Genomic DNA, 13289 nt, shown 5'->3' with positions numbered 1-13289 from the left:
AACAATGTCAGGAACAGGAGCCCCGCCAGCACCGGCTGCGCCGCCAGCAGCAGCGCCAGCCGCCACCACGGCCCGCGCGCCGCCGCGCCCCGCCACCACAGCATCAGCCGCACCCAGCCGAGCGCGACCGCGAGGGCCAGCGTTCCCGCCACGATCCACGCGGGCGTCATCGCGCCACGCCGATCGCGTCCAGATAGCGCCGCCCCGCCGCGCTCCCCTGCGCCCGCCGCATCGCGCCCGCGGGCGGCCGCGCCAGCGCCTGCCACACCAGTCCGCGCAACGTCGCGCGACATGCCTCGCACGCCGGATCGCGCCGCACCGCGTCGCGCGCCGCCGCCAGCGCCAGCGGATCGCGCGACGGCAACCGGTCCAGCGCGGCGCCGTCGATTCGCCCGACGCCGTCGACGACGGCCCATGCGCGCGCCGCCGCCGCCTCGTCCGCGGTGCGCGCGGGCAGCGCCAGCGCAGCGGGCGCGATGTCGTCGCGCTTGCCCGTCATCCGCCGCGTCGCGTCGATCGGGGGCAGGTCGCTCCCCACCTTCGCCAGGAACACGCGCGTCGCCTGCTGCACCTGCTTGATGAGGACGAGCGCACGGTTCGCGAACGGCAGCGCGCGCGCGGGCTCGCCCGACCGCAACGCCCCCTCGGACTGCCACATCTGATCGACCGCGGCGGTCAATTTCGCATGCGTCGCGGGATCGAACAGCGTCGACGCCTCGCCCTCGTCATGCGCATGGCCGTATTCGTTCAGCACGTCCTCCGCGCGGCCCAGCACCAGCGGGGTGCCCGTCGGCCCGTGGTCGTGGCCGTCGTCCGCGCTGTGCTGCTCCGTCCCGGCCTCCGCATCGCTGGTCGGCATCGCGTCGCTCGCCCCCTCGGTCTCCCCGCCCAGGAAATCGCCGTAGCGGCGGCGCAGCGCGGACTGGTCGTCGCCGATCCGCCCCGCGCGCTCCACGAACTGCGCCGGGGTCAGCCCGCGGCGCGCGCGCAGCAACGCCTCGATATCGATGATGACCTGCCGCTGGCTGCGCAGATAGGCGGGCATCGCGGTCCGCACGCCCGCGTCCAGCCCGGTGCCGAGGTCCGATTGCGGCGGCTTGCGGCGCAGGATCAGGCTGGGCGAGCGCACGACATGCCCCGCGCCGTCGCGCACCACCAGTTGCGCGATCAGGTCCCCCGCCCCCGACAATCCCATCGCGGCGAGGTCCAGCGTCGCGGCGAACCGCCGCCGCGTCGCCGCGCCGCTGCCGCCCAGCGTCAGCGTCCGTTCGCGGAACGTGACCTGCTCGCCCTCGCCCGACGCCGTGGTGACGATCAGCCGCGCGCCCCCCGCGACGCCGTAATCGTCGCGCGCCTCGAACGCGACGGTCCACGCCCGCTGTCCCGCGCCCGCCAGCGACAGCGTCCGGCGCGGCGCGATCACCGCCACTTTCGGCGGCTGGTCCGCGACCGCGTCCAGCCGGTGCAGCCGCCCCGCCGGGGCGCCAGCGGGCGCGACCCGGTACAGGCCCGATCGCTGCACCGTCATGCCGCCGCGCCACCGTGCTCCCGGCGCCAACGCCACGCGCCGCCCGTCCAGGAACGCGATCGTCGCCGCGCGTGGCGCCGGCTCGAACGCCAGCACCCATTCCAGCCGCGATCCGACGGGCACGCGCGCATCCAGCGTCGTCAGGTTGCGCGCCGGCAACCCGGTATAGCCCGGCGGCACGACGCGCAGCCGTTGGCCCGTCAGCGCGGGCACCCCCGCGACGCGCGCCACGCCCTCGTCGCTCGGGGCCAGCCGCTCCTCGCGCGGCGCGGGCCACAGCAGCACCGCCACGACCGCCGCCGCCGCCGCGATCCATGTCGCCGCGATCGCACGCACCGGCCATGGATCGGTCAGGTCGCCCGCCGCGCCGTCGATCCGCGCCGACACGCGCGCCAGCTGCAACCGCTCCAGAGGCCCAAGCGTAGCCGGGTCCGCGAACAGCAGGTCCGCGCTGTCCTCCACCGCCGCGTGCCGCGCATCCAGCCGCCGCACGACCCACGCTGGGCCGAACCCGCGCGTGCGCCACCACGCGACGCCCGCCACCGCCGCGAGCACCACCGCCGCCGCGACCACGCCCGCCAGCACCGCGACCAGGATCGCCACCGGCACACCGAACCCCGCCACGATCCCGCCCGCGCGCACCCGCGCCGGGCGCGTCCAGCGCGCCGCGAGGTCCATCGCGCTCAAGGCGCCACCCCGCGCGCGCGCCGCGTCGCCAGCCAGCGCTCGACCAGCAGCAGCAGCGCGATCGCGATCGCCAGCCACGGCCGCAGGTCGACCGACACCGCCGCCGCCGGAACCGCCGCCGCCCCGCGCACCGGCGCATGATCGCGCGCCATCACGCGACCCGGCGGCACCGGCGGCGCGCCGATCGCCGCCGCCAGCCGGTCGGGAAAGTCCGCCTCGACCAGCGCGGGCAGCGCCGCGGCGGTCAGCGGGCGGACGAAGCGGATCAGCCGCCCGCGCCCCACCCCCGCCGCTTCCGCGACCGGCGCGCCCAGCGCGTCGCGCCAGACCGTCGTCGCATCGGCGACCCGCGCGGTCACGGGCAGCAGCACGACATTCCCCCGCGCCGCGAAGTCGCGCACCGCGGCGGGAAGCTCGCCGGGCACGAACCACGCCACTGCGCCCGCGCGCGGCAGCGGCACGTCCGCGCCCCCGTTGTCGCGCGACCCCAGCGCGCGCGCCGCCGCACGGACGTACGCCGCCCCGACCGCGCCGCCGTCACGGACCGCCAGCGGCACCGGCGCCACGCGCACCGCCGGGGGCGCCGCCATCCGCCCCGGCACCACGCGCCAGTCGATCGCGCGCGACACGACCGGCCGCGCCGCATCCGCGCCCTCGATCACCGCGGGTACGCGCACCGTCAGCCGCGCGGCGGGGGGCAATGTGGCGTCCAGCTCACGCACCAGGCTGACGACCGGCACGCTCCCTTGCGGCATCGGCGTGTCGATCGCGGGGAAGCCGGGCGCCAGCCACACCGCCCCCTCCCCGGCCCCGCGCGCATCCGCCCCCGGCACCACCGCCACGCGCGGGCGATCCGACGCCGCGCCCGTAAGCACGGGCCGCGCGAACCACAGGGCGATCGCCGCCAGCAGCAGCAGCCGCGCGACCAGCAGCGGCCATTCGTCGAACCGCGGGCGCCGCCGCGGCTTGGGCCGTTCCCGCAACCAGCGCAGCGCGGCGAAATCGGTCGTCGCGGTCTCGGTCCGCCGCGCCAGATGGATCAGCAGCGGCAGCAGCAGCGCCGCCAGCGCCGCCAGCCCGGCGGGAAACAGCAACGCCGGCGTCACGCGAACAGCGCCCGCAACGGCGCGTCCAGCGGCTCGTCCGCGGTATGGCTCGCCATCCGCACGCCATGCGCCGCCAGTTCCGCCGCCAGCGCCGCCCGCGCCGCATTGAAGCGCGCGAGATAGTCCGCGCGCAACGCATCGGCATCGCCGGGCAGTTCCTCGCCCGTCTCGGGATCGCGGAAGCGATGCCCGCCCGCGAAGTCGAAATCGCGCTCCGCCACGGTCAGCAGCTGGATCGCCGCGACGTCGCGCCCCGCATCCGCCAGCCGCGTCGCGACGCCGACCATGTCGGGATCGAACAGGTCGCTCAGCACCACGACCAGATCGCGCGGCCCCACCTTCTCCCACACCGGCGCCAGTCGCGCCGCCGCCGGGAACCGCCCGCTCCCGCGTGCCGGCGCCAGTTCGCGCCGCAACCGGTCGCGCTGCCCGACCCCGGCCGCGGGCACTGCCAGCTCAAGCCCGTCGTCCGCGATCACGACCCAGCCGAAGCGATCACCCCCCGCCAGCGCCAGTTCACCGAGGCACGCCGCCAGCGCCCGCGCCGTGGTCCAGCGCGCGGCCATGCTGGCGGTCGCGTCGATCAGCACCCACAGCGCCACCGGGCTCTCCCGCTCCGCCTCGCGGATGAAATAGCGGTCGGATCGGGCGTACAGTTTCCAGTCGATCTGCCGCGGCTCGTCGCCCGGCTCGTACGGCCGGTATTGCGCGAACTCCAGCCCCGCCCCGCGGCTGCGGCTGGCATGCAGCCCGATCCCCTGCGCGCCGACCGCCCGCCGCGTGGACAGGCGCAGACCCGCAAGCCGCGCGCGGACGCCGGGAGGGATGGGATCGGCGGGCATGGCTACCGCAATTCCAGACCGTCTATTCCCGTTCGTGCCGAGCGAAGTCGAAGCACATGCGCGACGCGTGGCCTTCGACTGCGCTCAGGCCGAACGGGGGCCGGGACATCGTCATGGGTCGCCGGTTCATCCCGCCCGCACATTCGCCAGCACTGCCGCGACGACGTCGTCCGCGCTGCGCCCGTCCGCCTCCGCCGCGAACGACAGCAGCAGCCGGTGGCGCAGCACCGGCGCCGCCAGCGCGGCGACATCCTCGCGCGTCGCCGCCAGCCGCCCGTGCAGCAGCGCGCGCGCCTTCGACGCCAGCACCAGCGACTGCCCCGCGCGCGGCCCCGCGCCCCAGCGGACGTAGCGGGTGACGGCATCCGACACCCCCTCCCCGGGCCGCGTCGAGCGCACCAGCCGGTTGATCCAGTCGACCAGCCCGTCCGACACATGCACCTCGCGCACCAGCCGCTGCACCGCCACGACCTCCTCCGCGTCCATCACCTTCGGCACCACCGGCGCGCCCGCGCCCGTCGTCAACCGCAGGATCGCCGCCTCCTCCGCCTCGTCGGGATAACCGACGCGTACCAGCAACAGGAAACGGTCCAGCTGCGCCTCGGGCAGCGGATATGTCCCCGCCTGCTCCAGCGGGTTCTGCGTCGCCAGGACGAAGAAGGGCCGCGGCAATTCGTGCGTCACCCCGGCATAGCTGACCGTCCGCTCCTGCATCGCCTCCAGCAGCGCGGCCTGCGTCTTGGGCGGGGTGCGGTTCAGTTCGTCCGCCAGCAGCAGGCTGGTGAACACCGGCCCCTTCTGGAACCGGAAATGCCGCCGTCCGGTGCCGTGGTCCTCCTCCAGCAATTCGGTGCCCAAGATATCGCTCGGCATCAGGTCGGGCGTAAACTGCACGCGCCGGAACGGCAGCTCCAGCGCCTCGCCCAGCGACTTGACCAGCAACGTCTTGCCCAGCCCCGGCACACCCTCCAGCAGACAATGCCCGCCCGCGAACAGGCCGATCAGCAATTGCTCGACCACGTCCGCCTGCCCGACGATCGCCTGCCCGATCGCGGCCTTCAGCTCCGCCAGCTTCGCCAGCCGCTCCTGCACCTCCGCCTCGGTCATGCGACAGCCCTGCAACAAGAATGTCCGTCATGCCGGGCCTGTCCCGGCATCCATGGATCCGCAAGAGCAGAACCCGTTGATTTCGCGGCACGATGGACCCCGGAACAAGTCCGGGGTGACGGCACGCCAGTGGCTAGCTGCCGCCGGTTCGCGACCGTTCCGCGAACGCCGGGCCGTGGTGGTCCTGCATGACTCACGCGCTCAACGCATACAGCACGATGTTCACCGCGAACCGCGTGTTGTCCACCGCCAGGAAGCGCTTGTTGCGCCAATCGTAATCCCATTCGCACCCGTAATCCTTGTTCGAATAGAGGAGCCCCAGCCGCCCGTCGATCGTGATGCCCTTCAGGTAATCGTGGACGAGGTCGTCGCCCCATCCGTTCAGCTCCAGCGCGCTCGGCGGCGGGCCGTCGAACTTGAAGAAGCGGCGATAGATCGGATGATTGTTCGGCAATTTCTTCATCGCCGCGGGGCCGAAGATCGCCGCCATCTGCCGCTCGAACGATTTGGCGAACAGGCCGTCGATGTCGTGGTTGCAATCGTCGACGAACACGAACCCGCCGTTCTTCACGTAACGCTCGAAATTTCGCCGCTCCGCCGGGCTGAACTCGACCAGCTTATGCCCCGCGAGATAGCAGAACGGCGCGGTCAGCATTTTCGGATCGGACAGCGCGACGACCCGCTCCTTCGGATCGACGCGCAGATTGGTATAGTCGATCAGCGACGTGATGACGTTCGACGGCATCCGCGCATCCACGTCCCAGTCCCCGCTGTCGTAGCGCAGCCGGGTGAACCAGAAATCGTAGGCGGGCGCGGCGACGGCGCGCGTCGCGAGCGATGCGACGCCAAGGGTCGCCAGCCGAAGGAACTCCGAACGAGTCACGAACGATAGCCCTCTCCCTTCCGGGGAGAGGGTTGGGTGAGGGGCCGCCACGGACGCTGCTCTCGGTGAGACACCCTCCCCTCACCCCGGCCGTCTCCCCACAGGGGAGAGGGAGACACGCTCGGCACTCCCCTCACCCGGTCACACCGCGTCCGACAGCGACGTGAACGTGAAGTCGCGCAGCCGCATCGGCGGCAGGACCATCGTCAGCGACGATTCGTCGCCCGCCACGCGCACCGGCTTGCCCAGTTCGTCGATGTTGTTGAGCATGATGACCGGCGATTCGTTGAAGCGCAGGTTCTTGATCGGATATTTGATCTCGCCGTTCTCGATATAGAACGTCCCGTCGCGCGTCAGGCCGGTCAGCAGCACGGTCTGCGGATCGACCATGCGGATGTACCACAGCCGCGTGACGAGGATGCCGCGCTGCGTCGAGCGGACGAGGTCGGCGGTGGATTTCGTGCCCCCGCTCATCAGGATATTGCCCGGCGATCCCGTCGCGGTCTTCCCCTGCTTCTGCGCCCAGAAGCGCGAGTAATCGAGGTTCATCACCTTGCCGCCCTGCACGATCGGCATCTTGCGCCGCGGCACGAAATCGTCGTCCCACGGCATCACCGCCGCCTGCGGGTCCCACGGATCGGTCGTGATGTTCACCTGGGGGCCGAAGACCTGCTCCCCGATCTTGTTCCCGCCGCCCTTCTTGCTGAGGAAGCTGCGCCCCTCGTCCGCCGAGCGCGCGTCGAAGAAGTTCAGCATGAAGCTGACCAGCCCCGCCGCCGCCGCGGGTTCGAGGATGACGGTATATTTGCCCGGCTCGATCGCGCGCGCCTCGACCGAGGAACTCGCTTTGCGCATCGCGGTGCGGATCTCGGTATCCGCGCTGAACGCCGCCGCATCCTGCACGTTGCGCCCGACCCAGCCCGATCCGCGCCCGTCCTCGGTCCGCACGGTGCAGGTATAGTCCATGCCGGTCGCGCGCTGGTAGCCGCTGTTGCCCTTGCTGTTGGCGAAGGCGGAGAAACTCTGATTGTCCTCCAGGAAGCCCGCCGCGATCAGCTTCGCACTGCGGCACGGCGCGATCGACGCGGCCGCCACCTGCGCGCGATAGTCGGGCGTGATCGCCGCGGTCGCCGCGCTGAACGTCGGCGTCGCGCGATAATCCTGCTTGGGCAGGATCGGCATGTACTCGGCATTCTCGGGCGCCAGCCGCGCGAGGTCCTCCGCGCGCCGCACGCACCGTTCGATCGACGCGTCGTCGAACTGGTTGATCGTCGCCACGCCCGAACGCTTCCCGAACGCCACCTGCACGGCCAGGTCGGTATCCTCGACCAGCCCCGCGGTGGACACGTCGTTGCGCGCGAAGCGCACGTTACCCTTGATCGATCCGGTCAGCTGCGCGGTGCATTCGTCCGCCTTCGACATCTTCACGGCCTTCGCGCAGATCGCGCGGGCCTGTTCCTCGGTGAATAGAGCCATTGTTCAGTCTCCCCTGCGCTTCCAGCTCAGCCGAGCGAGCGCGCGGTGTTGATGACGTTGATGCCGTTGAAGCGCGTGGTCGCCGATCCGTGGCTGACCGCGGACACCTGGCTCGGCTGCCCCTTCCCGTCGAAGAAGCTGCCGAACAGGCGATAGTCGCTCTCGTCGCAACTGCCCTGGCACGCCGCCCAGAATTCGGGCGTCCGCATCTGGTACGCCACGTCCTCGATCTGCTGCGTGATCTTGCCGTTCTTGATTTCGTAGAACAGCTGCCCGCCGAACTGCGCATTGTAGCGCTGCTGGTCGATCGAGAACGATCCGTCGCCGATGATGTAGATGCCGTTCTCGACGTTCGCGATCATCTGCGCCGGCGTCATCTTCGCCTTGCCGGGGGCGAGGGAGATGTTGGCCATCCGCTGGAACTGCACGCTGGACCAGCTGTCGGCGTAGCAGCAGCCGTCCGATTCCTTCTTGCCCAGGATATGCGCCTGATCGCGGATCGCCTGATAGTCGACCAGCGTGCCGTCCTTGATGAGGTCCCAGCGCTTGGTCTTCACGCCCTCGTCGTCGTACGCAACCGCGCCGAGCGACCCCGGCTGCGTCTTGTCGGCGAAGATCGTGACCTTGTCGCTGCCGTATTTGAACCCCGCCTTCTGCTTGTCGAGCGTGGCGAAGCTGGTGCCCGCATAATTCGCCTCGTAACCCAGCACGCGGTCCAGTTCGAGCGGATGGCCGACGGATTCGTGGATCGTCAGGCCGAGGTGATTGGGGTCGAGGACGAGGTCATACTTCCCCGGCTTCACCGACGGCGCGGTCAGCTTCGCACGCGCGTTCTTCGCCGCGGCGATCGCATCCTCCTTCATGTCGTACGACTTCTTGTACGTCGTGACGCCCGCGGGGGTGACGGTCTTCTCCGCCGCCGACCCGTCCAGATATTCGAAGCCCATGCCCATCGGCGCGGACAGGCCCTCGCGGCTGCGGAACTTGCCCGTCGCCTTGTCGATGACGGTCGCGGTCATCGGCGCCCAGATGCGGTGCACGTCCTGGTCGATGTACGATCCGTCGGTGCTGGCGAAGAACTTCTGCTCGTTCACCAGGAACAGCATGGAATTGACGAAATTCGCGCCCGCCGCGGTGGCGGCGGCGTTGACGCCCAGCAGCAGGTCGACCTTGTCCTTGATCGGTACCGCCATGCTATTCTTGACGATCGGGGTCTTCCAGCTGACCTCGCCGACGCCCGGCGTGGGCGCCAGCTGCACCGGCGCGGACTGGTTCTTCGCATTCGCCTTCGCGATCGCCACCGCCTGCCGCGCCGCCGCCGCGACCGCATCGTCGGACAGGTCGTTGGTCGCCGCGAAGCCCCACGCCCCGCCCGCGATCACGCGGATGCCGACGCCGGTCGATTCGGTGTTCACGATATTCTGGACGTTCGCCTCGCGCGTGATGACGAACTGGCGCAGGTACCGCCCGACGCGCACGTCGGTGTAGGTCGCGCCCGCGCCCTTCGCCGCGTTCAGCGCCGCATCCGCCAGCCGCCGCTTCAGCGACACGTCCAGCGCGGATTGCAATTCCTGTTCCGCGATCGCGCGGCCCGGAAAGGTCGATAGCAGAAGTCCGCCCAGACCGGCCTTGCCGGTGGCGGAGAGAAACTCACGTCGAAGCACGGATGCGTCCCCCAGAACCCTTGGATGGGCGGGACGTTATCCGCGCGGAACGGGGCGTCAAGCGCAAAGCGTGTTATTTGGCTATAACGCCTGGGCAAGCCAGTCGGGCGTGACGGCATCACCCAGTGCCTCGACCCGCCGCAGCGCGACCATCAGGCCGAGATCGGGATATTCCGCGCGCATCCTCGCCTCGTCCGCCACGATCGGTGCGACCACCAGCCGCCGGTTCACCTTGCTGCGGTGATGCATCCGCGCGGTATTCTCCTGCCCGACATAGCATCCCTTGGTGAAGCTGACCCCGTTCAGCTCGCGCGCATTGGCCTCCAGCCACAGGGTCTCGCCGTCGCCCAGTTCCGCGACCCCCTCGGGAACGCCCAGCGACAGCCGGTGCGCCCGCCACCCGTGCGCCGCCGCCCCCGGCGCCGCGATCCAGCGCCGCCCCAGCGCGGGCAACCGCGGATCGGGCACGCCCTCGCCGCCGTCACGCGACCAATGGACCGCCAGCGTGTCGTCGATCGCGATGACGATCGGCCGACGCAGCCGATACATCGACAATCGCCGCACGATCGCCGGGGCCTGCGCGGCCTCGCAATCGACCAGCACGTCGTCGCCGTCGTCCCACAGGATGAAGTCGAACAGCGCCTTCCCCTGCGGACTGAGCAACGCCGCCCAGCACGGCAGATGCGCGACATCGTTGGTCACCAGCCCCTGAAGGAACCCGCGCACGTCCTCCCCGGAAATGCGGATGACGGCGCGATCGGTAAGGGTAGTGGCCATGCGCGGGAGATAGGGATGCCGGGGACGCGCGTCACCCCGCCTCCCTTTTGTGCTCCCGCGAAGGCGAGCGCGGGGTCGGATCGTCCCCCGGACGATCCTCGCGCATGCGGGGCATGCGCGACCCCGCACTCCCAGTCCGGGTCATGATCGGGTTGAACGTGCCCCGCACGTTCAAGCCCCGCACGTTCAAACATCGTCCGGGGGACGATGCGACCCGATCATCCTTCGCGGGGACACACCAGCGACTTCGCGCTTGAACCACCCGCGCCACCCGGTCCAATGCACCCCAAACGCAAAGGACCCCGCCCGATGCCCACCTACGACCTCATCCTCACCGGCGGCACCGTCCACACCCCCGGCGGCCCGGTCAAAACCGACATCGGCGTCCGCAACGGCCGCATCGTGGAGATCGGAGCAAGCGGCGACGCGGGCCGCGCGATCGACTGCACCGGGCTCGACATCCTGCCCGGCGTCATCGACACGCAGGTCCACTTCCGCGAGCCCGGCCTGGAGCACAAGGAGGACCTCGCCACCGGCAGCATCGCCGCGGTCATGGGCGGCGTCACCGGCGTGTTCGAAATGCCCAATACCAAGCCCAATACCGACAGCGCCGACGCGATCCGCGACAAGCTGGCGCGCGCGAAGGGGCGGATGTGGTGCGAGCACGCCTTCTACGTCGGCGCCACCAACCACAACGCCCGCCACCTGACCGAGCTGGAGCGGATGCCCGGCACCGCGGGCGTGAAGATCTTCATGGGCGCCTCCACCGGCGACCTGCTGGTCAGCGAGGATGCGCAGCTGGCGGAGGTGCTGGCGCACGGCCACCGCCGCGTCGCGATCCATGCGGAGGACGAGGACCGGATGAACGCGCGCGTCGACCACCGCATCGACGGCGACGCCTCGTCGCACCCGGTGTGGCGCGACGACGAGAGCGCGCTGCTCGCCACCCGCCGCATCCTGCGGCTGGCGGAGGAGGCGGGGCGGCGTGTCCACGTCCTGCACGTCACCACCCCCGCCGAACTGGAACTGCTGGGCCGGCACAAGCATATCGCGACGTGCGAGGTCACGCCCCAGCACCTGACGCTGGCGGGCGAGGAGGCGTATCCGCGGCTCGGCACCTGGGCGCAGATGAACCCCCCGATCCGCTCGGGCGCGCATCGCGACGGCCTGTGGCACTGGCTGAACCAGGGCGTGCCCGACGTCATCGGCTCCGACCATGCGCCGCATACCGTGGAGGAGAAGGCGAAGCCCTATCCCGCCTCGCCCAGCGGGATGCCCGGCGTGCAGACGCTGCTGCCGCTGCTGCTCGACCATGCGGCGAACGGTCGCCTGACCCTGCAACGCGTGATCGAACTGACCAGCGCGGGCGCGCAGCGGATCTTCGGCATCGTCGGCAAGGGGCGCATCTGCGCGGGCTACGACGCCGACTTCACGATCGTCGACCTGAAGAAGAAGTGGACGATCGAGGAAAGCTGGCTGAAGAGCCGCTCCGGCTGGTCCCCCTTCACCGGCATGGCGCTGACGGGAAAGCCGGTCGGCACGATCGTGCGCGGCAATATAGCAATGTGGGAGGATCAGCTGGGCGACGCGCCCGTGGGCGAGCCGTACCGGTTCGACGCGACGGCGTTCCCGGGACATGCGGACTGACGCCGCGGACGCTCCTTCGCGCTGTCCTACACGCCCGCGCTCGACTATGGTCCGTCCGCGTCTTTCTCATGCTCGACACCATTCGCGCACCGCGATGCGCGGCCCGCGCCGAACCGGCGCACCCCGGGGAAGCGCGTGCAGCGCCGACGTGGCGTGAACTTCGTCAACTTCCGCGACGCCGGGGTCACGCGGCTGGCGTCCCGCGGCGTCGGATCGACACGGTGGACTCGTCCCCGCAAACCCGCGACCAAAGACCGTGCGGCAGCGTGGATGCGGGGATCAGCCCGGCATGACGGTAGAACCCTCGGACGGAGTGTCGACCCGCCCTAGGGCCAATCGACATTCAGATGGCGGGATGAGACGCTCACGCGAAACCGCGAAGCCGCAAGGAAGTTTGGGTTCGCGCGGAGGCGCGGAGGACGCGGAGGTGTCGTGCACCGGGCTGATCGGAGGGCCAATTACTGGCCGGCCCGACGTCGCTGCTTCGATAAGGGGGCTGCTTCGATGGGGGGAGTGCCGGTCTGCGTTACACTTTACTCTCAGCGTCCTCCGCGCCTCCGCGCGAACCAATCTCCTTCTTCACTTCGCGCCTTTGCGGCTTCGTGCGAACATCTTGCACCGGAAAATTGAATGTCGATCGGCCCTAGAACGGCATCCATTTCGATTTTTCGGTGAACTTCATGTACCCGACGTTGACGCCCGCACGCCAGCCGACGCCCAGCCGCACCGGGATCAGCACGGTGTTGCCGCTGCGCAGATAGGTCGCCGCGAAGCCGCCGACGAAATACAGCCGCCCCTCCGCGCCCGGGAAGCGCTTGAACAATTCCTGCGTGTCGTTGAGGTTGTAGACCAGGACGAACACCTTGTTCGCATCCCCGCCCGCGTCGAAGCCGACCGAGGGCCCCGTCCAGTAGACGGGGCGCTGCCCCTCCACCTTGTGGGTCATGATGCCGGACCCGTAGCGCAGGCCGACGACCAGCGCCGCCGACGCCTCGCGCCCCGCGATATAGGCGTTGGGCTCGCCCTGCTCCTTCAGGATCTTCTCGATCAGCCCGGCGAACCCCTCCGCGCCCTTGCCGAACACGTCCTCGCCCGCCCCGATCAGGTCGTCGCGCTTGTACGTATCGGCCGCCGCGGTGGTGGCCTCCGCTCGCGCCTGCTGCACCACCTCGCCCGACGGGGGCGGCACCGGCGCCGGGGCGGTGCGGTTCGCCGCGGGGGACGGCGGCGGCACATCCGGCCCGCGCACCGGCGCGACGACCGGCGCGACGGGGGCGGACCGGTTCGCGCCGGGGGCGACATCGGCGTCGATACCCGCATTGGGATCGATCGTCCGCACCTGCGACGCCACCGGCATCGCCGTCAGCGCCATCGCCAGGATCGCCGCCACCGCCGTCTTCATGTCACCGCCCCCATTGTACAACCCGCGACGATAGCGCCTCCGCCTGACGCGGCAATGAACGGCGCGTCACCGCGCGACGATGCGAGTCCCTCCCACGACCGGCCGAATCCGCGCGCCGCCCCTCACCCCCCTTGATCGCCCGCCCCCACCCGGCTACAGCCCGCGCCGGC

At 70.8% G+C, this 13289-nt stretch carries 10 protein-coding genes; 1 reads left to right on the top strand and 9 read right to left on the bottom strand.

What is annotated here, in order from left to right; translation table 11 throughout:
• Positions 1 to 166: 166 nt before the first annotated feature.
• The 8 genes from ASG29_RS08615 to ASG29_RS08580 form a co-directional block, all read right to left on the bottom strand.
• Positions 167 to 2206 (bottom strand): DUF4175 family protein, encoded by a 2040-nt coding sequence (locus ASG29_RS08615; RefSeq protein ID WP_055982868.1) that lies wholly within the window; start codon positions 2204 to 2206, stop codon positions 167 to 169.
• A gap of 5 nt (positions 2207 to 2211) precedes the next feature.
• On the bottom strand, positions 2212 to 3321 hold the full coding sequence (locus ASG29_RS08610; protein WP_055982866.1) for a BatA domain-containing protein: 1110 nt from the start codon (positions 3319 to 3321) through the stop codon (positions 2212 to 2214).
• A complete protein-coding gene (locus ASG29_RS08605) occupies positions 3318 to 4163 on the bottom strand; it encodes a DUF58 domain-containing protein (protein ID WP_055982864.1) in 846 nt (281 codons plus the stop codon). Before ASG29_RS08605 ends, ASG29_RS08610 begins: the two co-directional genes overlap by 4 nt.
• A 126-nt stretch (positions 4164 to 4289) precedes the next feature.
• Positions 4290 to 5270 carry an AAA family ATPase gene (locus tag ASG29_RS08600; RefSeq protein ID WP_055982863.1) on the bottom strand — a complete coding sequence of 327 codons (981 nt, stop codon included), beginning with the start codon at positions 5268 to 5270 and terminating at the stop codon, positions 4290 to 4292.
• Positions 5271 to 5463: 193 nt separating this feature from the next.
• A complete protein-coding gene (locus tag ASG29_RS08595; protein WP_055982861.1) occupies positions 5464 to 6153 on the bottom strand; it encodes a DUF4159 domain-containing protein in 690 nt (229 codons plus the stop codon).
• Between the two features lie 141 nt (positions 6154 to 6294).
• A complete protein-coding gene (locus ASG29_RS08590) occupies positions 6295 to 7629 on the bottom strand; it encodes a TldD/PmbA family protein (RefSeq protein ID WP_055982859.1) in 1335 nt (444 codons plus the stop codon).
• A gap of 26 nt (positions 7630 to 7655) precedes the next feature.
• Positions 7656 to 9293 carry a TldD/PmbA family protein gene (locus tag ASG29_RS08585; protein ID WP_055982857.1) on the bottom strand — a complete coding sequence of 546 codons (1638 nt, stop codon included), beginning with the start codon at positions 9291 to 9293 and terminating at the stop codon, positions 7656 to 7658.
• A gap of 81 nt (positions 9294 to 9374) precedes the next feature.
• Complete coding sequence (locus tag ASG29_RS08580; RefSeq protein WP_055982855.1) at positions 9375 to 10070, bottom strand: YgfZ/GcvT domain-containing protein; 696 nt, start codon at positions 10068 to 10070, stop codon at positions 9375 to 9377.
• Between the two features lie 309 nt (positions 10071 to 10379).
• Here ASG29_RS08580 and ASG29_RS08575 point away from each other — a divergent pair, with 309 nt between their 5' ends.
• Positions 10380 to 11717 (top strand): dihydroorotase, encoded by a 1338-nt coding sequence (locus ASG29_RS08575; protein ID WP_055982853.1) that lies wholly within the window; start codon positions 10380 to 10382, stop codon positions 11715 to 11717.
• Between the two features lie 643 nt (positions 11718 to 12360).
• On the opposite strand, the gene ASG29_RS08570 is transcribed toward ASG29_RS08575, so the two are convergent.
• Positions 12361 to 13119, bottom strand: a complete 759-nt coding sequence (locus ASG29_RS08570) for a DUF1134 domain-containing protein (RefSeq protein ID WP_055982851.1) — start codon at positions 13117 to 13119, stop codon at positions 12361 to 12363.
• Positions 13120 to 13289 lie beyond the last annotated feature (170 nt).

The organism is Sphingomonas sp. Leaf412 (genome assembly GCF_001425405.1).
In the GTDB taxonomy this organism is placed as follows: Bacteria; Pseudomonadota; Alphaproteobacteria; order Sphingomonadales; family Sphingomonadaceae; genus Sphingomonas.
Note: the sequence above shows the minus strand (reverse complement) of the source record. Positions and strands in the feature narration are given on the sequence as shown.